Origin of the sequence: uncultured Tateyamaria sp. (assembly GCF_947487805.1) — a bacterium.
Lineage (GTDB): Bacteria > Pseudomonadota > Alphaproteobacteria > Rhodobacterales > Rhodobacteraceae > Tateyamaria.
Genome location: NZ_CANKXW010000001.1, coordinates 1 through 23240, shown reverse-complemented (window position 1 = coordinate 23240; position 23240 = coordinate 1). Strand labels below are relative to the sequence as shown.

Here is a 23240-nt window from a genome sequence, read left to right as displayed (position 1 = left end):
GCGGTGTCAACGCGATCCTTCAGCCGATGGCAACACGCGGTCTGCCTGCCGCCTCGACGGTCAGAGTGGCCTCGATGAACACTTCGCGCGCCTCGGCCTGTGCGGTGCGGATGTCGCGCGTGACGCGCACCTCGATGTCATCGGCACCTGCGCCGCGTGCGGCGGCGCGCGCGTCCTCGGTCAAAACAGTCTCTAACCGGGCCAAAGCAGGCCCTGACGCGGCGAAATCCTCCGGCCCGCTGTCCAGGTGCACCCGGAACAGTCCCTCGCTGGGGGCCGTGACGGTGCCCGTGCGCCGCATGGTGACCCGCCCCACCACGGCGCCAATCGCATTGGCGACCCCGGCATCCTCCGGCAGGATCATCTGCGTGCCCAGCGCTTGACCCACCGCCGGATAGTAGGTCGCAGCGGAGGCGCCCAGCCCCACCACCGGCACCGCCAGCCCCGTCTCGATCCGCAACAGCCCGGCGTGGCCGCCCAGCCCCGCTTGCATCAGCGGATGCGTGGCCAGCGCTTCGTCCATCCCCTCCTCGGCCAGCGCGGCCTCCAGCAGGGCAATGCCCGTCTGGCGCGTCAGCTGATCGACCACCATCTGTGCCATCACTGCCGGATCGCTTGCCAGCACCTCGCCCGCGCCGGTGCGCCGCCGCCCGAAGAGCAGGCAGGCCAGCCGCGCGGCCTCTGCATCCCACGCCGACAGCCGCCCCAGCACGTGGCAGGCATCCGACGGCGTCAGCGCCCCGATCTGCACCAGCCCCCGCGCCACCAGGCGTTTCAGCGCGCCCTGCTCCATCCGCGTTTTCAGAACGGCCGACAGCGGCTGCGCCTCCGGACCGATCCGGTCCAGCAGGGCCGCGTCCCGCGCGCCCAGCCCATCGGCCTGCACCCCCGGCACCGCCCGCACGAACCGGCCGTCATGCTCGCCCGGCGTGGTGGTGCGCATCTGTTGTTCCAGCACCTCCCGCACGCCCGCATGCTCCGTCGCCAGCAGCGACACAGGCACCACCCGCCGCGGCCCCAGCGTCACGCCGCCGCGCAGACCTTCGCCAACAAAATGCACCTCGCTGTCACCACCCAGACCCGTGGTCCGCATCGCCACCGCCTCGACCATGGTGCGATAAGGCCCGACCCGCGCGCCTTGCGCGTCAATCGCAGGCCGCCCGTCGCGCAGCAACGCGACATCCGTCGTGGTGCCGCCAATGTCGCTGACCATCGCGTGATCCACCCCCGTCAGCCACCGCGCCCCAACGATCGAGGCCGCAGGCCCGCTCAGGATCGTCTCGATCGGCCGCTGCCGCGCCTGCGCCGACGACATCAGCGCCCCATCCCCGCGCACCACCGTCATCGGCGCGTCGATCCCGAGGCGGCGCAGCTCGTCCTCCGCCCGCCCGATCAGCGCGTCAATCATCCCGATCAACCGCGCATTCAGCACCGCCGTCAGCGCCCGCTTCGGCCCGCCCAGCTTGGCCGACAACTGGTGCGACGCCGACACCGGCCGCCCCGTCACCGCGCGCACCATCTCCATCACCCGCTGCTCATGGCCTGGGTTGCGCGTCGCGAACTGCGCCGCCACCGCAAAGCCGCTCACCTCGTCTCTATGTGTCTCTAAAAAGGCCAAAAGCCCCGCCTCATCCAGCGCCGCAGCCTCCGACCCGTCATGCCCATGCCCGCCCGCCAGCACGCACACCGGATCGCCCGCCAGCGCATCGGCCAGGCCCTGCGTCTCCAGATCCCGCGCCCGAAACCCGACATAGATCAGCGCCACGCGCCCGCCCTGCCCCTCGACCAACGCATTGGTCGCCAACGTCGTCGACAGCGACGCCATCGCCACCTGCTCCGCCGCAACCCCCGACGCCGCCAGTACGGACCGCACCGCCGCCCCCACGCCCAGGGCCAGATCCTGCCGCGTGGTCAGCGCCTTGGCCCGCGCCAACACGTCCCGCTCATCGCGGATCAAAACCGCGTCCGTATAGGTCCCGCCTGTATCGACGCCCAGAACGATTGCCATGGCCTGCTCCCTCTTTGGCCTCCGCCCTACCGCGCCTGTTTCCGACCCGTCGCGCCCAATTGCGTCACCGCCCAGCGCGCCGCGTCCGCCACCGCCGCATCCGCGTCATCCACCAGCGCCCGCGCCAGATCAACCAGTGACGCCTCGCCCGAATTCCCGATCGCATAAAGCACATTGCGCACAAACCGGTCCCGCCCGATCCGCTTGATGGGCGAGCCCGAAAACCGCGCCCGAAACGCCGCATCATCCAGCCCCGCCAAAACGGCCAGGGGCGGCGCGCCCACCGCCCCCAAATACCGCATGTCACTGGCCGCCACGGCAAACTTGTTCCACGGACAGACCGCCAGACAATCATCACAGCCGTAAATCCGGTTCCCCAGGCCAGGCCGCAACGCCTCGTCCACAGGTCCCTTATGCTCGATCGTCAGATAGGAAATGCACCGCCGCGCATCCAATTGATACGGCGCGGGAAACGCGTCCGTCGGACAGACATCCAGACAGGCCCGGCACGACCCGCAATGATCCACCTCCGGGGCATCAGGCGCCAATTCCAACGTGGTGAAAACAGACCCTAAAAAGGCCCAATTGCCCCACTCCCGACTGACCAGATTTGTGTGTTTGCCCTGCCATCCCAGACCCGCCGCCTGCCCCAGCGCCTTCTCGGGCACCGGTGCCGTGTCCACAAACACCTTCACCTCGCCCCCGGCTTCCGCAATCAACCAGCGCGCCAACCGCTTCAGCCGCTTCTTGACGATGTCATGGTAATCCCGCCCCTGCGCATAGACGGACACCGCCCCCAATTCGGGCCGCTCCAACACAGCCAGCGGATCATGCTCCGGCGCATAGCTTTCGGCCAACATGATCACCGACCGCGCCGCAGGCCACAAAACGGACGGATCGGCGCGCCAATGCATCCGCTCCGCCATCCACCCCATCTGCCCATGCCGCCCTTCGGCAACAAACGTGGCCAACCGGTCGGCCACCTGCGGCACCGCATCAGGGCGACACACGCGCGCGGCCACAAACCCCTCGCCGAGGGCCTGCGCCACAACCCGCTCTTTCAGCGCGCCCATGGCTTCATTGTTCCAAAAATATGCGCGGGGGTCCGGGGGTGGCAAACCCCCGGTCCGACGGCAGATCTAGAAATCGAGATCATTGTAATGCCGGGGCGGCGGAAATCCGGGCACCTGATCCGCCAGAATGCTGCGAAAGGCCGGGCGCGACTTGATCTTGGCGTACCAGTCCTTGACCACCTCGCTGCGGTTCCAATCCACGTCCGAGATGTAGTCCAACGCCGACAGATGCGCCGCCGCCGCAAAATCGGCCAGCGTCATCACATCCCCCGCCAGCCAGCGGCGGTGATCCAGCAGCCAGGTCATGTAATCCAGATGATACTTGATCGCCTTCGCCCCGTCCTTGACGTTGCGGCTGTCCGGGAACCCTTGCCCCATCACCTTCTTGTTCACCCGCTCATAAAGCAGCTTGGACGTCACCTCGTTGTGGAATTTGTCGTCAAACCAGCCCACCAGCCGCCGCACTTCCAGCTTGGCCGCCGGATCCGCAGGCATCAGCGACGGATCGGGGCGCGTCTCTTCGATATATTCGCAGATCGCCGCGCTCTCGCTCATCATGATCCCGTCAAGGCGCAGCACGGGCACCTTGGCCGCCGGATTGCGGCGCAGGAAATCCGGGTCCGCCTCCCAATACCGCTCTTCCACCAGCTCCACCTCGATCTTCTTCTCGGCAAGGCTCAGCCGGACCTTGCGGCAAAAGGGGGACAGGGGGACGTGAAACAGACGGGCCATGGGTCTTCCGGGTCAATCGCGGGGTCAGGCATCCATGCACCCCCCGGCGGGGATTTTCAACTCTGGAAACAGCGCGCGCGCCCATCCGCGCGGATCGTGGCCGCCCCGCTCAGGATCTGAGAGGCCCGTTTGCGCACAAAAGACGACGGGTTGCTGGCGCTCCGGTTCTTGGGATTGGGCAGGATCGCGGCCAGCCGTGCGGCCTGCACATTGCTCAACGCTTCGGGGCCCACGCCGAAATAGTGCCGCGCCGCAGCCTCGATCCCGAAAATGCCCTCGTCGAACTCCGCCACGTTCAGATAGACCTCGAGGATGCGCCGCTTGGACCAGATCGCCTCGACCAGCGGGGTCATCCCCGCCTCCAGCACCTTGCGCGTCCACGACCGCCCGTGCCAGAGGTACACGTTCTTGACCACCTGCTGGCTGATGGTCGACGCACCGCGGTTGCTGCCCTCTTCGATGGCGTTGCGGATGGCGTTGACGTCAAGGCCCCAGTGCAGGCAGAAATTCGCGTCCTCCGCCGCGACGGCGGCGCGCGCCATGATCGGCGCGATCTCTTCCATGTCGACCCATTCGTGATCGACCCCGCCCAACCGGCGGCTTTCCTGCATCATGTAGAACGTGGTGGGCGGGTTCAGCACCGACCAAAGCAGCGTGACGGCGACGGCCAGCAGGAACACGATGCTGATGGCGCGCAGGCCCCAGCGCAGCACCCAGCGCACGGGCCGGAACCGGCGCGCGGGCTTGGCCTTTTTCCTGGCGGATGTGCTGCGGGGTTTTGCCATGTCCCCAGCTATAGGCGGACGCGTCTGGCCTGTGAACTACCGCGCGACAGATTGGGCCAGATATGTGCCAATCCTGCGCGCGCCCTGCGCCGACGGGTGGATGCCGTCAAAGGCAAAATTCGACCGGTCGTCCGGGTCGATCGCATCCTCGCTGTCGATGAATGTCAAGCCGGGTGTCGCGGCGGCCAGCTCGGCCAACCGCGCGTCCAGTGTGACGAGATAGGGCCGGCACCCGGCAAACTGCCCCGACCGCGCGCTGGCATAGTACCCCATCCAGACGACCTGCGTACCCGTCACCCGCAACTGCGCGACAAACTCCGCCACCTCGCCCGTCAGATCTGCGGCCAGCAACCCGTCGAGCACAGGCGCGCAGTCGCCACAGTTGCAATCGGCCAGCATGTCATTGGCCCCGCCATTCACCAGCACCATGTCCCACGCGCCTTGCCGAAACTGCGCGCGCACGTCGAACCCCGTGGCCCGGCCCAGCGCGGATGTGTTCGAAAACCGCGCCCCCGCCACCGCGTCATTCTCCACCCGCGCGCCAAGGATGTCCCCCACCACCGACGGAATGTCCCGCCCGGTCCACTTGTGCCACGCAAGGATGCTGTCCCCGATGGCGAGGATGCGGGGCTGTTCGGCAAAGGCGGGCGTCCACAGAACGCATAGAACAAGGATCAGGTATCGCATGCGCCACAGATAACGCCCCGCGCCGCCGCGACCAGTCGGCAACACTTCGTTCAGCACGTTTTCGAAAAACTCTAATCAATTACAAAGCGTTAATTCCTAACGGCTGGTAACCGATTCTGGTACTCTCTCCTTGCCCCAACGTTCACCCTGATTTCGGAGATTGGAGATGCTCGAAGCCCTGACTGCCACGCAGCCGACTGCGGTTGCACCTCAATACCGCGTGCTCAACGCGACCGACGCCGCCCTCGTGTGGGTCCTGAAATGGTCCGGCGACGCCGACCACGTGATCGCCCACAAACTCGGAACCATGCCCACCCGTGTCGCCGACATCCTCGCGGAAAACACCCACGTGGGCAGCCGTGATCAGGCCACCCGCATGATATCCCGCGGCTAGCAAGCCTACTGTTTGAGACGATACTGCTTGCCGTTGCCTTTGGCATAGATCAGCGCAGGCGTGCCGTCCTTCTGACGCACAAAGTGGAAGCGGATCTTCCTTTTGGTCGCTGCATCGTGAATTTCCACGTTGCCGTTGGAAAACACTTTGAATGTACCCGCCTCGCTCGAAGAGCGATGCGTAAAGGTGAACGTGCCGTCTTGCTTGAAGATACCAACGCTGCCCGCCTCGAACTGTAGCGGGCCCTGGGCCATCAGACTGGCCACCTCCTGCCCCTTCATCCGGTCGGCAATCGCCGCTGTGGACCAAACAACCAAAGACAGCAAAATGATGACGAAACGCATGCCACACAATTCCTCTAACTGTTGATTCAAATTCAATGGTCAAAGGAAAACATGCCGCGCCCTAAACAGCAATGCGGCGGTGCTTCCTTGCACCGCCGCACGCCGTACTCAACAGGAAAGGTGCCTCTTTATTCCGCAGGCACCGCCGCCGCCTCAAGGCTGATGGGATGGGCCAGCTTGTCCAGCATCTCCTTGGGACAGACCTGAAGGAAATGCCGCTGCTCGGTGTCCCAGTGTTGCAGGATATCGGCGGCCTTGGCGCTGCCGGTCTCCTCCAGATGCCGCTCCAGCAACCTTTCCAGCTGCGCCATCCAGTGATCCACCGTCACCGGACAGGTCACCAGCGTCTCCAGGTTCATCAGCGCCTCGGCCTTGCCCTCGGGATCATACAGATACGCCATCCCCCCGGTCATGCCCGCGCCGAAATTGGCACCGATCTCGCCAAGGATCACGGCGACACCGCCGGTCATGTACTCGCACCCGTTCGACCCACAGCCCTCGATCACCACCGACGCGCCCGAATTGCGCACGGCAAACCGCTCGCCCGCACGCCCGGCGGCAAAAAGATACCCGTCCGTCGCACCGTACAGGACCGTGTTGCCGATGATCGTGTTCTGCGCCGCCACGATGGGCGAGGCCATGGGCGGACGCACCACGATAGTGCCGCCCGACAGACCCTTGCCCACATAGTCATTGGCATCACCCGACACTTCCAGCTTCAGTCCCGGCGCCGCAAAGGCCCCCAGCGACTGCCCGGCAGAGCCGGTCAGCTTGACCGTCAGGTGATCGGGCTGCAACGTATTGCGCATCCCGAACTTGCGCACGATGTGGCTCGATGTCCGCGTGCCCACGGTCCGGTGCGTGTTCTGCACCGCATAGGACAGCTGCATCTTTTCCCCTTCTTCGAGGAACCGCGCCGCATCCCGCACGATCTGCGCATCCAGCGTATCGGGCACTGCATTCCGCTCCTTGTCGCGGTTGTAAACGATGTCCGCCGCCCCATCGACAGTGATCAGCATCGGGTTGAGATCCAGATCATCCAGATGCGCCGACCCGCGGCTGACCTGCGCCAACAGGTCCGCACGGCCAATCACGTCATCCATGCTGCGCGCACCGATGCTGGCCAGCAACTCGCGCACCTCCTGCGCGTAGAAGGTGATCAGGTTCACAACCTTGTCCGCATTGCCGGTGAACTTTTCGCGCAACGCTTCGTCCTGCGTACACACGCCCACGGGGCAGGTGTTCGACTGGCACTGACGCACCATGATACAGCCCATCGCGATCAACGCCGCCGTGCCGATGCCGTATTCCTCGGCCCCCAGCATCGCCGCCATCACAATGTCCCGACCCGTACGCAGGCCGCCATCGGTGCGCAATGTCACCCGCTCGCGCAGGTTGTTCATCGACAGCACCTGATGCGCCTCGGTCAGACCCATCTCCCACGGCAGGCCAGCATATTTGATCGACGTCGCAGGGGATGCGCCCGTGCCGCCATTGTGGCCCGAGATCAGGATCACATCGGCCTTGGCCTTGGCCACACCGGCGGCAATCGTACCAACGCCGCTGGATGCCACCAGCTTTACCGTCACCTTGCAGCGCGGGTTGATCTGCTTCAGGTCATAGATCAGCTGCGCCAGATCCTCGATACTATAGATATCGTGGTGCGGCGGAGGCGAGATCAGCGTCACACCCTTGGTCGAGTGCCGCAGCCGCGCGATCAGGTCGGTGACCTTCATGCCGGGCAGCTGGCCACCCTCACCGGGCTTGGCCCCCTGCGCCACCTTGATCTCCAGCTCTTCGCACTGGTTCAGGTATTCCGCCGTCACACCGAAACGCCCCGAGGCGACCTGCTTGATCTTGGCCGAGGGGTTGTCGCCATTGGGCTCGGGGTGGAAGTGTGCGGGGTCTTCGCCGCCCTCGCCACTGTCCGACTTAGCGCCGATCCGGTTCATCGCCACGTTCAGCGTCTTGTGCGCCTCGGGCGACAGCGCGCCCAGGGACATGCCCGGCGTCACGAACCGCTTGCGGATCGAGGTGATGCTTTCCACCTCTTCCAGCGGCACGGGCTTGCCCAGCGGCTTGATGTCCATCAGGTCACGCAGGTGAATGGGCGGGTTCGACCGCATCTTGGCGCTGTACTGCTTCCACAGCTCGAATGACGCGCGGTTGCACGCCATCTGCATCATGTGCATCGACGTCGCTTCCCACGCGTGGGTCTCGCCCGACTTGCGCGCCTTGTAAAACCCGCCGATGGGCAACACGTTGGTCCCGGCCCAGCCCGCCGCGTGCACGTCCTCGGCCTTGGACTGGATACCCGTGACACCGATACCGCTGATGCGGCTGGTCATGCCGGGGAAGAACTCCGCGCACATCGCCCGGCTCAGGCCCACGGCCTCGAAATTCAGCCCACCGCGATAGGACGACACGACGCTGATCCCCATCTTGGCCATGATCTTGAGCAGACCCTGATCAATCGCATTGCGGTACCGCGCAACCGCCTCGGTCAGCGTCCCGTCGATCAGGCCCCGGTCGATCCGGTCGGCAAGCGAATCCTCGGCGAGATACGCGTTGACCACGGTGGCACCACAGCCGATCAGCACGGCAAAGTAGTGCGGGTCGATACATTCCGCACTGCGCACATTCAGCGAACAGAACGTCCGCAGCCCCTTGCGGGTCAGATGGCTGTGCACCGCAGAGGTGGCCAGGATCATCGGCATCGCCACCTTGTCCGCGTCCGAATACTGGTCGGTCAGCACGATATGCCCGGCACCCGACCGCACGGCATCCTCCGCCTCAGCCCGGATGCGGGCCAGCCCCGCGCTCAACGCGCCGGTGCCGGGGGCAAAGGTACAGTCGATCTCGACCAGATCGGCGTTGAAATGGGCGGTGATCTCGTCCCATTGCGCATTGCCGACAAAGGGGCTGTCCAGCGTGATGATCTCGGTCTGTGCACTGCTTTCGTCCAGCACGTTCTTGAGGTTGCCGAACCGCGTCTTCAGGCTCATCACCCGGAACTCGCGCAGGCTGTCGATGGGCGGGTTGGTCACCTGGCTGAAATTCTGGCGGAAGAAATGCGACAGCGGGCGGTAGGTCTTGGACAGGACCGCCGACGGAGTGTCGTCACCCATCGAGGCCAGCGCCTCTTTGCCGTCCTCGGCCATGGGGGCGAGGATGTTCTCCAGCTCTTCGATGGTGTAACCGGCCGCGATCTGCCGACGACGCAGCGCGTCACCGGTGAACAGCGCCTTTTCCGTCACGCCCGACAGTTCGGATTCCAGGTCCTTGATCTTGCCGACCCAGTCGCCAAAGGGCTGGCTCGCCGCCAGTTGGTCCTTGATCTCGGTGTCGTGGTAGAGCTTGCCCTCGGTCATATCGACCGCAAGGATCTGCCCCGGCCCCAGCGCGCCCTTTTCAACGACATTCGCCTCGTCCAGCGGCACCATCCCGGTCTCGGAGCCTGCAATCACCATCCCGTCCCGCGTCACCACGAACCGCATCGGCCGCAGCCCGTTCCGGTCCAGACCCGCACAGACCCAGCGCCCGTCGGTCATCGCCAGCGCCGCCGGGCCGTCCCACGGCTCCATCACCGAGTTGCAGTAGGAATACATGTCGCGCCACGCCTGCGGCAGCTCCACCGCCTGCTTGGACCACGACTCCGGCACCAGCATCGTCTTGGCCATCGGCGCATTGCGCCCCGCGCGCACCAGCACCTCGAACACCGCATCCAACGCGGCGCTGTCACTCGACCCATTCGCCACGATCGGCTTGATATCCTCGGCCATCTCGCCAAACGCACCCGACGCCATGCGGATCTCGTGGCTCTTCATCCAGTTGAGGTTGCCCTTCAGCGTGTTGATCTCGCCGTTATGGGCCAGCATCCGGAACGGCTGCGCCAACCACCACTGCGGGAACGTGTTGGTCGAATACCGCTGGTGATAAATCGCAAACGCACTTTCAAAGCGTTCGTCCATCAGGTCCGGGTAAAACTCCGCCACCTGCTCGGCCAGCATCATGCCCTTGTAGATGATCGACCGACAGCTCAGCGACGCGATATACAGCTGCGGCACCTGTGCCGCCGCCGCCGCCTTCTCGATCCGCCGCCGGATCACATACAGCTCACGCTCAAAGGTCTCTTCGTCCACACCCTTGGAATTGCTGATCAAAATCTGCTCAATCTCGGGGCGGGTCGCATTCGCCTTTTCACCCAGGCACGAGATATCGACCGGCACATGCCGCCAGCCGTAAATGTAATACCCCATCCGCAGAACCTCGGTCTCCACGATGGTCCGGCAGGTCTCCTGCGCGCCGAAATCCGTGCGCGGCAAGAACACCTGCCCCACGGCAATCATCTGATCGCGGTTGGGCGTGTGGCCGGTCCGCTCGATCTGATCATAGAAAAACGCCACCGGGATCTGCACGTGAATGCCCGCACCGTCGCCGGTCTTGCCATCGGCATCCACGGCGCCCCGGTGCCAGATCGCCTTCAGCGCCTTGATCCCGTTTTCCACAACCGCCCGGCTCTTGGATCCGTCCACGGACACAACAAGGCCAACACCACAGGACGAATGCTCTTCGGCCTCGGAATACAGACCGTTCTCGGCCATGTACGTGCGCTTGGCGTCCTCGGCCCGGACCCATTCGGCATCATATTTGGTCATTGGTCATATCCTTTCACAGTCGGGACATAGCGGGCCAAAGAGGCCTCGCAGTCGTAAAGAGGTGTCTTCGAGAAGAAGCCGGGCTCGCCCGGATAGATGAAATCGACAGGCGTGTAATCGCGCTCTGTCACCTGATCGCCGCGCGTGCGCGTCGTGATCCCGCCGATGAAACGGCGATGCCGCACCGACACATATTCAAACCCTGTCACCGTCAGGTACGGGCCCTGAAAATCCTCGTATCGGGCCGAGAATTCCGTGCCCAGCAGCGGCTCATCGTCGATCACAACATCCTCGCCGGTCAACCGGTCAAAGCCCACGACGCGCACAATGCTGTCGCCCATCTTTTGTATGAAATCAAAGGTGTCGATCCCGGTCTCAAGCAATTCAGTCAGGCTGGCAGGGTCATCCGCAGGCAGGCGCAACACATTGTGCTGGTTCGGAAACAGGTCATAGCTTTCCAGCCACTGCGTCTCCGCGTCGATCTTGGACAGGAATACCGGCCCATCGGCCTCAAGCACCAGTTTCCAGTTTTCGCCCGGCGCGTCGGCGGCGCAGGTATAGATGTTCGACAGCCGGCAACTGCGCATCTGAATGGTCAATTCACCGGTGCAGCCCGCGGGCGGATAAAACACGCTGCCATCCTGCGCCGCAGCGGGCAGGGGCATGGCGGCCGCAAGGGCCAAGAGGGCAACCGCACAGCGCATCAGATCTTGTCCACATCCGGGTTCAGCGCGACGACATCCGCGCGGGTCAGGCGCTTTTGCCCCCTGTCGACAATTTCGAACCCGTCCGGCGCGTGATCGGTGAAAATCTCGTGGGTCAGGGTAAATCCATCCGGGTCGTCAAAGATGCCCAGCGGCAGATCGGTCGCGCCGAACCATTCGCCTTCCTGCGTCTGCCGGAAATAGAGTCCGGTGCCACAAGCACTGCACCACGCCCGTTCGGCCCAGTCGCTGCCCGCGCGCGTCGCGATATGTTCGGCGCCTTCCCAGGTGATGTTCTCGGTCTTGACGCTGACCTCGACAAGGGCCGATCCGGTCCAGCGGCGGCACATCGGACAATGGCAGATCCCGAAGGTTGCGGGCACGTCACGCGCGACAAAGCGCACGGCGCCGCACAAGCAGCCCCCCGTTGCCTCGTCAAACTGAGCGCGCGGTGCGGTCATGTCCTGTTCATTCCTTCGATCCAGTGTGTCAGCGTCGCTGACCCTTCGAGTTCATGTTTCGTCAAGGTTTCGACCCCGTCCGAAACTGTGCAGTTGCCGTGTGAAACTGTACGTTTTGCCGTTTTTCGCCCGAAACCGGTGATTTTCGCGGGGTCAGAAACGTACGATTTCGGCAGGAAACTGTACGTTATTCCGCGGCCATGACCTGTGCCTTGGCGTTCATGGCGTCCAAAATCGCCTCGGCACAGTCGCGACCATCCTTGATCGCCCACACCACGAGGCTCGCACCGCGCACGATGTCACCCACCGCATAGACGTTCTCCATCTCGGTCTTGCCGGTGGTGAATTGCGCCTTGATCGTGCCCCATCGGGTCACCTCAAGTTCGGGCTGGTCCCACAGTGTCGGCAGTGCCTCCGGCTCGAACCCCAGCGCCTTGATGACAAGGTCGGCCTCTTCGACGTAATCCGCGCCCTCGATCACTTCGGGAGCCTGACGGCCCGTGGCATCCGGTGCGCCCAGACGCATCTTTTGCACCATCACGCCCGCGACGCTGTCGCCGTCGGTGGTGAACCCTTTGGGCGCGCTCAGCCACTCGAACACCACGCCTTCTTCCTCGGCGTTCTGCACTTCGCGCTGGCTGCCGGGCATGTTGGCCCGGTCGCGGCGATAGAGGCATTTCACGGATGTCGCGCCCTGCCGGATCGAGGTGCGCACACAGTCCATTGCCGTGTCGCCGCCGCCGATGACCACCACGTTCTTGCCTTCGGCATTCAGGCGGCCACTGTCGAACTCCGCCACCGCGTCGCCAAAGCTCTTGCGGTTGCTGGCGGTCAGGAAATCGATCGCTTTCTCGATGCCCTTTGCCTCACCATTCGGCATGGCCAAATCGCGGCTCTTGTAGACACCGGTGGCGATGATCACAGCATCATGTGCCTCGCGGATCTCTTCAAAGGTGATGTCGGTGCCCACGTCACAGTTCTGGCGGAAGGTCACGCCGCCTGCCTCAAGCTGTTCGTTGCGGCGCATCACCACGTCTTTTTCCAGTTTGAAACCGGGGATGCCATAGGTCAGCAAGCCGCCCGCGCGGTCGTAGCGATCATAGACGGTGACCTGCACCCCCGCGCGCCGCAGCACGTCCGCCGCCGCCAGCCCGCCGGGGCCCGCGCCGATGATGCCCACGGATTCCGCGCGCTCCGTCGCCGGTTTGATCGGCTGGACCCAACCCTGTTCCCAGGCGGTGTCGGTGATGTATTTTTCGACCGATCCGATGGTGACGGTGCCGTGGCCTGATTGTTCGATCACGCAGTTGCCTTCGCACAGGCGGTCCTGCGGGCAGATGCGGCCACAGATTTCCGGGAAGGTGTTGGTTGCCTGGCTGACCTCATACGCCTCTTGCAGCCGCCCCTCGGCGGTCAGGCGGAGCCAGTCGGGGATGTTGTTGTGCAGCGGGCAGTGGCTCTGACAATAGGGCACGCCACACTGGCTGCACCGGCTGGACTGTTCCTTGGCCTTGGCGTCGGCGTATTCGGCATAGATCTCGTTAAAGTCCGCGCGCCGCTCCTCCGCCCCCCGCTTCTCAGGCATATCGCGCTCGATCTTCACAAATTTCAACATCGGTTGCTCAGCCATAGTCAGTCCTGCAGTGAATCAAGTAAATTTCCCGTTTTCGCGGAGTACGGTATATCGTAATAGAATAAAAGTCAGTCTAGCTGACCTATTTGCAGAAAAATTGCAATTTACTGGAGCGGAGCAAAGCTTTTCGCCGTCAAATTAGATCCGAATCGGACCAAATATCATCATTTGCGTTCAGAATCAGCGTCTTGTACCAACAGCATAACACAAGGGCTCGACCGGCATGACTCTTTTTCAACTTCTGATTGTTGCGATCATACAGGGTGTGACAGAGTTCCTGCCCGTGTCTTCGTCCGGACACTTGATTCTTTTACCCGCTTTGACCGGTTCGCCGGATCAAGGATTGGCCATTGACGTGGCCGTGCATGTCGGCACCCTGCTGGCCGTCATCCTCTATTTCGCCCGGGATGTTCGGATGGCTGCCGGTGGCGTCTTGAGGCTGGCTCAGGGCAAGGTCGACACAAGAGGCGCGTTTCTCGCACTGTGCCTTCTCATCGCGACGATCCCGGCCTTGGCGGTCGGATTGGCGATCAAGGTCACTGGACTGGACGAGGCCATGCGGTCGGTCGCCGTGATCGGCTGGACCATGCTGATCTTTGGCCTGGTCCTGTTCTGGGCTGACAGAACGGGCACCACGGACCGTAGCGCCGAACAGTGGACCCTGCGCGACGCGTCGATCATGGGACTGGCGCAGTGTCTTGCACTCATTCCCGGCACATCGCGATCCGGCATCACGATCACAGCTGCACGCAAGCTGGGATACGAAAGGGAAGGAGCGGCACGCCTCGCCATGCTGATGTCAATTCCGGTCATCATCGCGTCCGGCGCCGTGCTCAGCCTTGATGTGGCCAGCGCGGCGAACTGGGCGCTGATGCGCGACTCGTGCATCGCAGCGGCCTTCGCCTTTGTCGCGGCCCTGTTGGCGCTTGTGATCATGATGCGCCTGTTGCGCACCGTCAGCTTCACACCATACGTGATCTACCGCGTCATCCTCGGCCTTGGCCTGCTGATCTGGGCCTATGGCTAAGCGCGCAGGTTCTTGGCGCTTTCCTTGATGGCGTCGTATTGCCCGGACGGGCGGAACCGCCACAGATACTCGGGCAGCACCGACTCCAGCGCAACCGGCGTGATCCCAAGATCGGACAGACCCTTGGCACCTTCGGCGACGACATTGTCGTTCTTCAGATTGCGCACCTGATCACGGGTAATCTGCGCGGGGATCAGGCCCAGCGAAACAGCGTTCACCATATCAAAGACAAAGCCCATGATGGTCGCCGCAAAGAAAGGAATGTTCAGGATCGGACGGCGACGGCGGATTACCTTCAGCATCGTTTCCATCAACGCCCGGAACGTCCGCACATCCGGTCCGCCCAGCTCATACACGCCACCTTCGACCGGCGTGGTCAAGGCAACCTCCGCAGCCTTGGCCACATCATCGACATAGACTGGCTGAAACCTTGTGTCCGCGCCCACAACCGGCAGGACCGGACCCATCCGCGACAAGCCCGCGAACCGGTTAAAGAAATCGTCCTCGGGTCCGAACACGATGGACGGGCGCAGAATGATCGCCCGGGGCATATGCTCGAGCACGGCCGCCTCGCCTTCGCCCTTGGTCCGGGCATAGTCGCTGTCGCTGTTCACGTCGGCACCGATCGCAGAGATGTGGACCATCTTGCCAACGTGCATCTTGGCTGCGATCCGCGCGACCCGCCCTGCACCTTCGGACTGAACCGCGTCAAAAGTGTTCTTGCCATTCTTCGCCAGAATGCCAACGCAATTGATCACGGCATCCGCCCCGGTCATCACCGACGCGACAGACGCATCGTCGCGGATATTGCACAGCACCGGTTCTACCTGACCGACAACGCCATAGGGTTTGACAAAGATCGCCTCGTTCGGGCGCCGGACCGCAACGCGGACGCGCCAGCCCGCCTTGGCCATGCGCCGCGCGATATATCGCCCGACAAAACCCGACCCGCCGTAAATGGTCACCAGCTTGGACATATCGCGCACCTCGCACATTTGCTCGGACTTTGGTTTACCGATCCACCTTGCCACAAACAAGACGCCAAATTGGCGCGCACAAAGGATCGGGACCCGCCGGCTCGAAACGCTTGGGCTTTGGGGCAATTTCGCCACCAGAATCGCATTGACACCCCCCGCCGCTGGGCTTAAACGCCCGTCTACCAACCCGTGCCCAGATGGCGGAATTGGTAGACGCGCTAGCTTCAGGTGCTAGTGTCCGTATGGACGTGGAGGTTCGAGTCCTCTTCTGGGCACCATTCTACTTTTCCATAGACATACAGAAGACATCTAAATATCTTTGATTTATAGGTATTTTTTGTTGCGACCTGACCATGCCGCCTCACAGCACCTCACTGTTTTTCCAAATACTGAGGTGGCCCAAAGGGTGGGCTGGAGTTGGGTTCTGAAAGGTGGGCTATGACGCTTTTGAACGCATTGACCCAACTCAAGGTCAAAAACCTTGGCCCAGGCAAACACTTTGACGGCCAAGGTTTGATGCTGGTGAAGAGCCAGAAAAAGACCGGGAAGTGGATGTTGCGCATGACCGTTGCAGGAAAACGACGGGAAATGGGGCTGGGTCGGTGGCCGGATGTACCCTTGGCCGAAGCGCGGCAGCGGGCGTCCGATGCACGCCGACAGTTGCGGGCAGGTGTTGATCCGATCCAAGCGCGGCGAGTTGCGATGCGTCATGAGCAACGGCTAACTGTAGCGGATGCGATTGAACGGTGCTTCGCGGCGCGGCAGGCCGAACTCAAAAATGACGGGCAAGCGGGACGTTGGCTCTCTCCCCTGTCCGTGCATGTCATTCCCAAGATTGGAACGATGGCGGTCGAGGATGTCGATCAGCATGTGCTCAAGAAAACGCTTGAGCCGATCTGGCATGAAAAAGCTGATACCGCGCGCAAGGCGATGAACCGGATGAACCTCACTTTGAAACATGCCGCCGCTCTCGGACTCGACGTCGATCTACAAGCGGTGATGAAGGCGCAGGCACTCCTGGGAAAGCGGCGACACGAGACGAAACACATCCCCTCTCTCCCCTACCAAGAGGCCCCCAAGTTCTACCGCTGGCTGACGCAGCAGAATTTTTCATCCGCCTTCGCGCTGCGGTTTTTGATGCTCACTGTCGCGCGCACAAGCGAGGTGCGGTTTGCGGTGCCGGATGAGATTGAGGGTGGCGTCTGGACGCTCGATCCGAAGCGCACCAAGACGGCAACTGAGCATCGCGTGCCGTTGTCATCGGAAGCCTTACGGGTCATCGACACGCGCCCGATCTTGGCCGGGTCTGAGTTCCTATTCCCGTCGCCTCGAGGCAAAGCGATGTCGGACGCGACTATGAGCCGGTTGATGGAACGAGAGGAAATGGAAGCTCGACCGCATGGGTTCCGGGCGACGTTTCGGACTTGGGTAGAAGAGATGACAGACACCCCTTACGAGGTGAAAGAGACGGCACTTGGACACCAAGTTGGTAGCGAAGTGGAGCGCGCGTATCAGCGGGGCGACTTGCTCGAGAAGCGGCGCGTGTTGCTGGATCAGTGGGCGGCGTTTTTGGTGAGCGATCCCAACGAATGAAATCGCGTGATACAATGCAGGCATGATCGACAACTATATCGGCACACGCCGCAGTATGCCGCTGCATGAAGCTGTGCAGCAGGATGCAGCGAAGGAAGATACGGCTCAAAGTAAGGATTTGCATGGGGGTGCAGCGGTACAAAGCGGCTGCAGATGCAACACGAAGACAAAGATGAAGACTTCACCATCTCTGTTGAGCAAGTGCGCGAGCATCTTCGCTCGAAAGGTTTACACAAGTCCAAGGACACGGTTCAACGCTGGTGTCGCACGGGCGATCTTACCTGCCAGAAAAAGGGCGTCCTAAATCGGTACTTTACGACCGAAGCCTCTTTGAAAAAACTTGAACAGAAGCTGTTGCCCGACATGGTTGCGGAGGGGGCTGGCGAAACAAAGCAACCCGCCGTCTCGGCTTTACCGCTGCATGCAGATGCACCTGCATCCAACAGTATGCAGGTGCACGCAGGTGCAGATACCGCTGTACGCAGCGGCACGCAGCAGGATTTGCAGATGCATGCAGCGGCACCTGATCCATTGGAACTTTCCGACCAGATCGAAACCCCGTCAAGACCTGCGTCAGCCGAAGTTCAGAATTTGAAGGAACAGCTCAAAAGCAAGGACAGTGAAATTGAATTCTTGCGCGAAGAAATTCGTGCGGCGCGAAGTGAGCGCAGCAACGTAGTTCAGATTTCACATCGGATGATGGAAGCGATGGAGACCATGGTCGTCGGGGGCAAGGTGGATCGTCTGAACACGGTCGAAAGTAGTTCGAATGATCCCCAGCAATCAACGAATGGGTATGGTATAATAATCGGACCTATGACCCACATTGGCGACCACTTCGACAAGAACAAATTCAAACGCCGACCGCGCTACACCATTGTGCTGCATGACGTGCGTGAACAGTTAGGTCTGTCCACCAACACCTACATCGTGATCGACAGTATCCATAAACTTTGCACCACAGATCGTAACTTTCCATACTGCGTGATGAGCAAAGAGGGGTTGGCCGATTTCTTGCGGCTTGGTCGAGCGACGGTGTTCCGGTCGATCAAAGAAGCGGAGGAAGCTGGGTTGATTGAGAGAGAGCCACGCAAGGGACTGCGAACAACCCAGAAGTGGATCAACACCGTTGAACTCTTCAGTTTAGATGCCGACCGCTAGGTCGGTTTTTTAACGGTCCAGTTAGGCCCTTGAGACGGTGGGTATAAGTCTTGATACGATCCCGATCACCGTATCAACTTGAGACTAGAGTGGTATCAATTTGAGACGCAATTCGTCTCACTTCGAGACTGTGACCGTATCAGTTTGAGACCACTCTATATTAGTAATATAAGTCCATGATATTCCTATAAATTAATAACTTTCAAATAAGGAAAAAGTTGTGAAAACAGTTTTGCAACATGGAATGAATTCCTTACCACCTCCACCACCCAGAACGTTACCAGAGCCCACACAGTCCACGCTACGCCATTTTCACACCAAAAACGAAGTGACCCCCGCCTTTGCTGAAAACGCCGCTTAGAATGGCATACAGCGCGTGTCCGCCGTTGCAGCTCGCGCGGCGTCTCAGCAGGCCAGACAAAACACCAAAAGTGTGATACAATTCAGTTACATATGAATATTTCAATCTCAATTCCAGATACTCATAAGGCGGTGCAGGCACTCGAGGCGAAAGGGCACAGCAAGGCGATGGCGGAGGGCATCGTTGAAGCGGTGCAGAGTGCAAAACTATCCAGCGAGCCGGCTACCCAGGCGGATTTAGCACGTGAAATTGGAGCGTTGCGATCAGAAATGTACCGCGCCCTTACCATCCATGGCTTCACCACCGTGGGCACAATCCTAGCTGCTGTATTCGGGGTTGCCGCATTTTTTGGATAGGTATGGACGCAACTTTCGCACAAGCCGTTTCCAAGATCATCGAAATGCCAGTGGGCACACAGCGCATCATTGGTGAGGCGCTTTTAGACGGTGGCGCACAACCAGACTTGCCGGTGATTGAGTTCACGGCTGAGGAAAGCGCCAAGATTGATGAAGCGCTAGAGGATATTGAAACCGGAAACGTCATTGGTCAAGAAGAGATGACGGTGTTCTTTGAACGACTGCGCGCAAAGGGATATGCGCAAGGTTGAGTATACCGAACGGGCACAAGCTGACATTGAAGACATATTCGATTGGGTGGCCCAACAAGACGGGCCAACGGCAATCCTGGTTGTAGATCGGATTGAAGAAACGGTTCTAAATGTCGCTACATTTCCGCAGATGGGGAAGGTCACAACCAAGCAAGGTGTCTTTTTATTTGGTGGATCACGCAAGCATCCTTTTCGGATCACGTATCGATTCAGCAATGAACGATTGACCATTGTACGCGTCTTTCGCAGCAACCGCCGGTCAGTTCAGTATTGATGGGCCGCTTGACCCAAGCAACCATTCCATAAACACTTATCCAGCCTAGGTTTCGCAAACCGGGGTGATCGCGATTGCCTCCTTTTTGGAGCATATCGTGATGACTAGACTACTGAGCAAAAAGCAAGTCCGGGAGATTGTGGGTTTTAGCTTTGCACATATAGATCGCATGGAAAGCGATACGGCATACGCGCATTTGGGTTTCCCAAAGCGGGTGCAGATCGGGTTCCGGGTCTTTTGGGTGGAGAAGGAAACTCACGCCTGGGTGGCTGCGCAGATAGCTAAGCGCGACGCCTCCTAGCGGGGCAGGGGGGCGGGTCCAACCGTCCCCCGATCTACCATATTGAACACGCGTGTCGGTAACGCAAAGATTTCATAATTGCATGCCGTCCTAACGTTGCGCTATGTTTGCGCAGTTCACTTCTTAAAACCACTGTGTCGTCGAGGTGCAGTTTGTCTAAATCCATGATTGAATGAAGTTGGAAAATTTAGGATGAAATTTGTAAGCTGTATGATTGCAAGCCTGTTGAGCGTTCTTGCCGTGCCCTGCCTTTCTAAAGATCGTTCAGCCATAATTGATACGGCATATGACACGAGGCCGTACCTTGACAGACTATTAGGACCCGAGAAAGGCGTATTGGTCATTGGTCGCTACTTGGCGCGTTGTAAACAACCTGAGCACTGGTTGCGCAACAAACGCCTGATTGACCAGGGTCTACCGAGTGACCCGAACAGCGAAATAAGCGAAATCACCAAGCGCGGTGGTGCTATCTTATCAATTTATCAGTTTTATAGTAACGATCCCAGTAAGTTCCGTGGTTTGAAAAAAGATGGTACGGCGCTTCCTGACGCGTCTTGCGATTGGAAAAACGCACGTTCGCGTACAGTGGAAGACGAAGCATTGCTAGACGTAACAGCTGCGATTTCACAAGCTCGTCAACTAGGGCAACATAAAGGCTCAGCGATATACTTTGGCGTCGATTTCCAGTTGCAAACCAATGACGCCGAAGCTCAGAGTAACGTTGTTCGGTACTTTACTGTAATTCATGAGCACATGCGTGCCGCTGAATTTAAGATCGGTGCTTACGGCAACGGTTTCACACTAGAAACTTTAAAGCAAAGCAAGGCGCCGACAGGAGAGCTGGGATTAATTGACTACTCATGGCTAATGGCTTCCCCTTCATTTGATCGCACAACGGAGATGCATCGAGAACTTACTTGGAATTTATTCCAGCATAAGGTGGACTTGGAGTGGTTTGGGTCACCGACAGCGGCTTCAAAGTGTAGTTGGGGGCTTCCAGTCGACACCAATATTCAAAATCCTTACCTGGGTTTTGATGTCGGATTTTGGCTCCCGAAAGCAGAAAAATCTGAAGCTTTTGAGGTTTCGCATGTGCGGACACTCAGTGTTTTTGATAGTCATCGTTTCGTTTGTAATGGAGATACCATTCTTCGAAAATTCGCCACGTCCAAGACGACGGAGACCGCTGACAAAACCGTTTGCTACGAAGGTGCGCTCAAACCCATGGATGTCGTCGTCCCGTTTGCCACTTCGGTGCGAATTGGTGAGCAAAATACGACAACTCAAACGGTTCAAGTAGATGTCGATGGGGATGGCTCTTGGGATGGTTGGACTAGGCGCAACAATCTGACACAGGATTTTCAACAGAAACCGGCGTGGATTGATGGAGGTGCGCCCTCAAACGTGTTGTGTCCATAGCCCTGCTAAGTCTCGATATATCTTGTTGAAAACATTCAAAAATATGAATGATTTGAAAGGAACAAATTGTGAAGCTTGTTCAATCCACGATTTTGCTTGGCTGCGCATTGGCTGTGAGTGCATGTCAAACACCTCGCCCAATAGGTGTAGGTAGTAACAAGACGGGCGCTGCAATTGTTGCGACCCCATCCACATTCGGGACGACCACACTCACTGCGACGGGTAACAAGCAACACGCATGCACTGAGCCACGTCCCAATGCATCGCTAGGATCGGCGCTTGCAGTAGATACCAGTCTAGACGCGGAACAAATTCAATCCGTTCTCACCGCTCAGGCGAATGCAGGAGTAACAGTGGGTCAAAGCGAAGAGTTTGAAACTGTCGAGTTTCTTTCACATGGTCTTTTTGGCATTTGCCAGTTGGTGGCGTCAGGAGCTATTTCCGGCGAGCAAGCTACTAAGCTAGTTCAATCAGTTGTGGAGCAGGCCGCTACACTGTCTCACGAGCAGTCTGAATAGCGAATTTTCTCTGCAGGATTGTTGGTTGAGAATGGTTTTCAAGCATTGAAACAGTCATTGAACCTGTTTCAATGTCTCACGTAACACCTCAAAGCCGCACATACGGCTTCATACAACACCATTCCGCATCAACTGGTCGTCAGGCATCCGCCATGACCCAATACCCTTTAGGGTACAAAGTCCCCCAAAGCCCTACCGGGTAAAGCGTATTGGGTCATGGCGCATTTGCGCCAGACGACACAGTTGAGCGGACAACCGTACTAGTACATCCACTCTTCAGATAGATTTCACCATTCCATCATCTGAAGAGATGAGAAGACTGATACGATACCTCTGGACGTTCTTTAACGGCAGCGGGTTTTGCAGCCCCCGACCAGTCACCGCACAACGGGGTGGGGGACTAGTTCGCTGCCGTTGTGGCTCGTCATCGTCACATCATCGGCCAACCCGCAACCGGCAAGACCGCGTTGCTCTTTGAGCTGTTCAACGCAGATACGTCCCCCGGTTGCCTGGTGATCGATACCAAAGGCGACCTCGACATTGCCCATGACTTTCTGTTCGATCCAACCGTCACGCGGTGGAACCCGCTGGCCGAACCGATCAACCCCGACCTGGCCCCGAGCTTCTTTGCCCAAGCGATCAAAGAAGCCTTCGGGTACGACGACATCGCCACGCCAGTGATGTCGATGTACCTATCGTTCTCCGCCGCTGTCTTGATCGACAACGGGTTCAACCTGACCGACGCACCGCGCTTGTTGATCGATCCAGACTTTCGCGCGAAGTGCCAATACACCAATCCACTAGTGCAACAGTTCTGGGACACCTTCGACGACCTGACGGAGCGCGAGCAGCGCGGAGAGGTGGCGAGCACACTCAACAAGTTCATAGGGCTCTTGCTCGACGGGCGGGCACAACGGTTGTTTTCGGTTAACAATTCCGGCCTGTCGCTTAGCGGCATGGCTGACAAAACCATGCTGGTACGATTGCCTATTTCCGAATACGGGACTGATACCGTGACACTGATTGGGTCACTGCTTCTCACGTACATCGCCCAGATCATTCAAACGCCATATTCGATCTATGTGGAAGACGCGCATTTGTTTGCGCACGGCACACTCATCAAAATGCTCTGCGGCAGTGCGCATTCTCTCACGCTGTCGCATCAATACCTGGATCAGTTGCGTAAGTCGGCCAATGATGACCGGCTGGTTTCTGCGATCATGGGGAATTGTTCGGAGCGTTTTGTTTTCCGCGTTTCGCAAGCGGACGCAAAGGTTTTGGCAAAAGACTTGCCGCCAATGTCATCTAAGAAAAGTCTAGACGAATTGGAAAATCACACATACCGTCGCAGCCCATACAATAAATCATTACCCGATTTGCCCACATTTCCACTGGAGAAGATTGATGAAAGTTTCCATTGAACACAAAGAAAAGACCACCGGCATGTGGTCATCCCCCACTGAAGTGGTCCTCCGCTATGTTTAGGAAAACGGAGGAAACACATGGCAAACAAGCGACCGAAG

At 59.7% G+C, this 23240-nt stretch carries 21 protein-coding genes and 1 tRNA gene; 11 read left to right on the top strand and 11 right to left on the bottom strand.

Annotation, left to right across the window (positions count from 1 at the left end; all coding sequences use genetic code 11):
- Positions 1-19 precede the first annotated feature (19 nt).
- The 5 genes from Q0949_RS00110 to Q0949_RS00090 form a co-directional block, all read right to left on the bottom strand.
- Positions 20-2008 carry a hydantoinase/oxoprolinase family protein gene (locus tag Q0949_RS00110; protein WP_299366813.1) on the bottom strand — a complete coding sequence of 663 codons (1989 nt, stop codon included), beginning with the start codon at positions 2006-2008 and terminating at the stop codon, positions 20-22.
- Between the two features lie 26 nt (positions 2009-2034).
- The gene (gene queG / locus Q0949_RS00105; RefSeq protein ID WP_299366811.1) at positions 2035-3081 is read right to left on the bottom strand and encodes a tRNA epoxyqueuosine(34) reductase QueG; all 1047 of its coding nucleotides are present in this window, start codon (positions 3079-3081) and stop codon (positions 2035-2037) included.
- Between the two features lie 66 nt (positions 3082-3147).
- On the bottom strand, positions 3148-3813 hold the full coding sequence (locus Q0949_RS00100) for a glutathione S-transferase family protein (RefSeq protein WP_299366808.1): 666 nt from the start codon (positions 3811-3813) through the stop codon (positions 3148-3150).
- A gap of 56 nt (positions 3814-3869) precedes the next feature.
- Positions 3870-4598, bottom strand: coding sequence for a monofunctional biosynthetic peptidoglycan transglycosylase (gene mtgA / locus Q0949_RS00095; RefSeq protein ID WP_299366806.1), 729 nt, complete (start codon positions 4596-4598; stop codon positions 3870-3872).
- A gap of 36 nt (positions 4599-4634) precedes the next feature.
- Positions 4635-5285: an SGNH/GDSL hydrolase family protein gene (locus Q0949_RS00090; protein WP_299366804.1), complete on the bottom strand. Its 651-nt coding sequence runs from the start codon at positions 5283-5285 to the stop codon at positions 4635-4637.
- A gap of 166 nt (positions 5286-5451) precedes the next feature.
- On the opposite strand from Q0949_RS00090, the gene Q0949_RS00085 reads away from it, so the two are divergent.
- Positions 5452-5679 (top strand): hypothetical protein, encoded by a 228-nt coding sequence (locus Q0949_RS00085; protein WP_299366802.1) that lies wholly within the window; start codon positions 5452-5454, stop codon positions 5677-5679.
- A gap of 5 nt (positions 5680-5684) precedes the next feature.
- On the opposite strand, the gene Q0949_RS00080 is transcribed toward Q0949_RS00085, so the two are convergent.
- The 5 genes from Q0949_RS00080 to Q0949_RS00060 form a co-directional block, all read right to left on the bottom strand.
- Positions 5685-6023: a hypothetical protein gene (locus tag Q0949_RS00080; protein ID WP_299366799.1), complete on the bottom strand. Its 339-nt coding sequence runs from the start codon at positions 6021-6023 to the stop codon at positions 5685-5687.
- Between the two features lie 128 nt (positions 6024-6151).
- Positions 6152-10681 carry a glutamate synthase large subunit gene (gene gltB / locus Q0949_RS00075; RefSeq protein WP_299366796.1) on the bottom strand — a complete coding sequence of 1510 codons (4530 nt, stop codon included), beginning with the start codon at positions 10679-10681 and terminating at the stop codon, positions 6152-6154.
- Positions 10678-11385 carry a hypothetical protein gene (locus tag Q0949_RS00070; RefSeq protein ID WP_299366793.1) on the bottom strand — a complete coding sequence of 236 codons (708 nt, stop codon included), beginning with the start codon at positions 11383-11385 and terminating at the stop codon, positions 10678-10680. Before Q0949_RS00070 ends, gltB begins: the two co-directional genes overlap by 4 nt.
- The gene (locus Q0949_RS00065; RefSeq protein ID WP_299366790.1) at positions 11385-11846 is read right to left on the bottom strand and encodes a GFA family protein; all 462 of its coding nucleotides are present in this window, start codon (positions 11844-11846) and stop codon (positions 11385-11387) included. Before Q0949_RS00065 ends, Q0949_RS00070 begins: the two co-directional genes overlap by 1 nt.
- Positions 11847-12033: 187 nt before the next feature.
- Positions 12034-13476 (bottom strand): NAD(P)-dependent oxidoreductase, encoded by a 1443-nt coding sequence (locus Q0949_RS00060; protein ID WP_299366787.1) that lies wholly within the window; start codon positions 13474-13476, stop codon positions 12034-12036.
- A gap of 226 nt (positions 13477-13702) precedes the next feature.
- Between Q0949_RS00060 and Q0949_RS00055 the strand changes: the two genes are divergently transcribed.
- Positions 13703-14506 carry an undecaprenyl-diphosphate phosphatase gene (locus Q0949_RS00055; protein WP_299366785.1) on the top strand — a complete coding sequence of 268 codons (804 nt, stop codon included), beginning with the start codon at positions 13703-13705 and terminating at the stop codon, positions 14504-14506.
- Here the strand turns inward: Q0949_RS00055 and Q0949_RS00050 are convergent.
- Positions 14503-15483 carry a complex I NDUFA9 subunit family protein gene (locus Q0949_RS00050; protein WP_299366782.1) on the bottom strand — a complete coding sequence of 327 codons (981 nt, stop codon included), beginning with the start codon at positions 15481-15483 and terminating at the stop codon, positions 14503-14505. The two genes, Q0949_RS00055 and Q0949_RS00050, sit on opposite strands and share 4 nt — an antisense overlap.
- A 191-nt stretch (positions 15484-15674) precedes the next feature.
- Here Q0949_RS00050 and Q0949_RS00045 point away from each other — a divergent pair.
- The 9 genes from Q0949_RS00045 to Q0949_RS00005 all read left to right on the top strand — a co-directional run bounded on the left by Q0949_RS00045 (position 15675) and on the right by Q0949_RS00005 (position 23138).
- Positions 15675-15761, top strand: a tRNA-Leu gene (locus tag Q0949_RS00045).
- Between the two features lie 160 nt (positions 15762-15921).
- Entirely contained in the window at positions 15922-17076 is a 1155-nt protein-coding gene (locus Q0949_RS00040) for a site-specific integrase (protein WP_299366779.1), read from the top strand.
- A 153-nt stretch (positions 17077-17229) separates the two neighbouring features.
- Positions 17230-18237, top strand: coding sequence for a hypothetical protein (locus tag Q0949_RS00035; RefSeq protein ID WP_299366776.1), 1008 nt, complete (start codon positions 17230-17232; stop codon positions 18235-18237).
- A 453-nt stretch (positions 18238-18690) separates the two neighbouring features.
- Positions 18691-18954 carry a hypothetical protein gene (locus Q0949_RS00030; RefSeq protein ID WP_299366773.1) on the top strand — a complete coding sequence of 88 codons (264 nt, stop codon included), beginning with the start codon at positions 18691-18693 and terminating at the stop codon, positions 18952-18954.
- 2 nt (positions 18955-18956) lie between these two features.
- Complete coding sequence (locus Q0949_RS00025; protein WP_299366770.1) at positions 18957-19205, top strand: hypothetical protein; 249 nt, start codon at positions 18957-18959, stop codon at positions 19203-19205.
- Positions 19192-19479: a type II toxin-antitoxin system RelE/ParE family toxin gene (locus Q0949_RS00020; protein ID WP_299366767.1), complete on the top strand. Its 288-nt coding sequence runs from the start codon at positions 19192-19194 to the stop codon at positions 19477-19479. Before Q0949_RS00025 ends, Q0949_RS00020 begins: the two co-directional genes overlap by 14 nt.
- A gap of 100 nt (positions 19480-19579) precedes the next feature.
- Positions 19580-19780 (top strand): AlpA family phage regulatory protein, encoded by a 201-nt coding sequence (locus Q0949_RS00015; RefSeq protein ID WP_299369443.1) that lies wholly within the window; start codon positions 19580-19582, stop codon positions 19778-19780.
- Between the two features lie 192 nt (positions 19781-19972).
- A complete protein-coding gene (locus Q0949_RS00010) occupies positions 19973-21199 on the top strand; it encodes a glycoside hydrolase domain-containing protein (protein WP_299366764.1) in 1227 nt (408 codons plus the stop codon).
- Between the two features lie 934 nt (positions 21200-22133).
- On the top strand, positions 22134-23138 hold the full coding sequence (locus Q0949_RS00005) for a hypothetical protein (RefSeq protein WP_299366760.1): 1005 nt from the start codon (positions 22134-22136) through the stop codon (positions 23136-23138).
- Positions 23139-23240: the final 102 nt, after the last annotated feature.

Bases quoted from the DNA above. Each gene is read 5' to 3' on its own strand.
- gltB (WP_299366796.1), bottom strand. From the start codon at position 10,681: ATGACCAAATATGATGCCGAATGGGTCCGGGCCGAGGACGCCAAGCGC.
- Q0949_RS00080 (WP_299366799.1), bottom strand. From the start codon at position 6,023: ATGCGTTTCGTCATCATTTTGCTGTCTTTGGTTGTTTGGTCCACAGCG.
- mtgA (WP_299366806.1), bottom strand. From the start codon at position 4,598: ATGGCAAAACCCCGCAGCACATCCGCCAGGAAAAAGGCCAAGCCCGCG.
- Q0949_RS00025 (WP_299366770.1), top strand. From the start codon at position 18,957: ATGGACGCAACTTTCGCACAAGCCGTTTCCAAGATCATCGAAATGCCA.
- Q0949_RS00035 (WP_299366776.1), top strand. From the start codon at position 17,230: ATGCAACACGAAGACAAAGATGAAGACTTCACCATCTCTGTTGAGCAA.
- Q0949_RS00015 (WP_299369443.1), top strand. From the start codon at position 19,580: ATGACTAGACTACTGAGCAAAAAGCAAGTCCGGGAGATTGTGGGTTTT.
- Q0949_RS00055 (WP_299366785.1), top strand. From the start codon at position 13,703: ATGACTCTTTTTCAACTTCTGATTGTTGCGATCATACAGGGTGTGACA.
- Q0949_RS00070 (WP_299366793.1), bottom strand. From the start codon at position 11,385: ATGCGCTGTGCGGTTGCCCTCTTGGCCCTTGCGGCCGCCATGCCCCTG.
- Q0949_RS00060 (WP_299366787.1), bottom strand. From the start codon at position 13,476: ATGGCTGAGCAACCGATGTTGAAATTTGTGAAGATCGAGCGCGATATG.
- Q0949_RS00085 (WP_299366802.1), top strand. From the start codon at position 5,452: ATGCTCGAAGCCCTGACTGCCACGCAGCCGACTGCGGTTGCACCTCAA.
- Q0949_RS00020 (WP_299366767.1), top strand. From the start codon at position 19,192: ATGCGCAAGGTTGAGTATACCGAACGGGCACAAGCTGACATTGAAGAC.
- Q0949_RS00100 (WP_299366808.1), bottom strand. From the start codon at position 3,813: ATGGCCCGTCTGTTTCACGTCCCCCTGTCCCCCTTTTGCCGCAAGGTC.
- queG (WP_299366811.1), bottom strand. From the start codon at position 3,081: ATGGGCGCGCTGAAAGAGCGGGTTGTGGCGCAGGCCCTCGGCGAGGGG.
- Q0949_RS00030 (WP_299366773.1), top strand. From the start codon at position 18,691: ATGAATATTTCAATCTCAATTCCAGATACTCATAAGGCGGTGCAGGCA.
- Q0949_RS00050 (WP_299366782.1), bottom strand. From the start codon at position 15,483: ATGTCCAAGCTGGTGACCATTTACGGCGGGTCGGGTTTTGTCGGGCGA.
- Q0949_RS00040 (WP_299366779.1), top strand. From the start codon at position 15,922: ATGACGCTTTTGAACGCATTGACCCAACTCAAGGTCAAAAACCTTGGC.
- Q0949_RS00110 (WP_299366813.1), bottom strand. From the start codon at position 2,008: ATGGCAATCGTTCTGGGCGTCGATACAGGCGGGACCTATACGGACGCG.
- Q0949_RS00090 (WP_299366804.1), bottom strand. From the start codon at position 5,285: ATGCGATACCTGATCCTTGTTCTATGCGTTCTGTGGACGCCCGCCTTT.
- Q0949_RS00065 (WP_299366790.1), bottom strand. From the start codon at position 11,846: ATGACCGCACCGCGCGCTCAGTTTGACGAGGCAACGGGGGGCTGCTTG.
- Q0949_RS00010 (WP_299366764.1), top strand. From the start codon at position 19,973: ATGAAATTTGTAAGCTGTATGATTGCAAGCCTGTTGAGCGTTCTTGCC.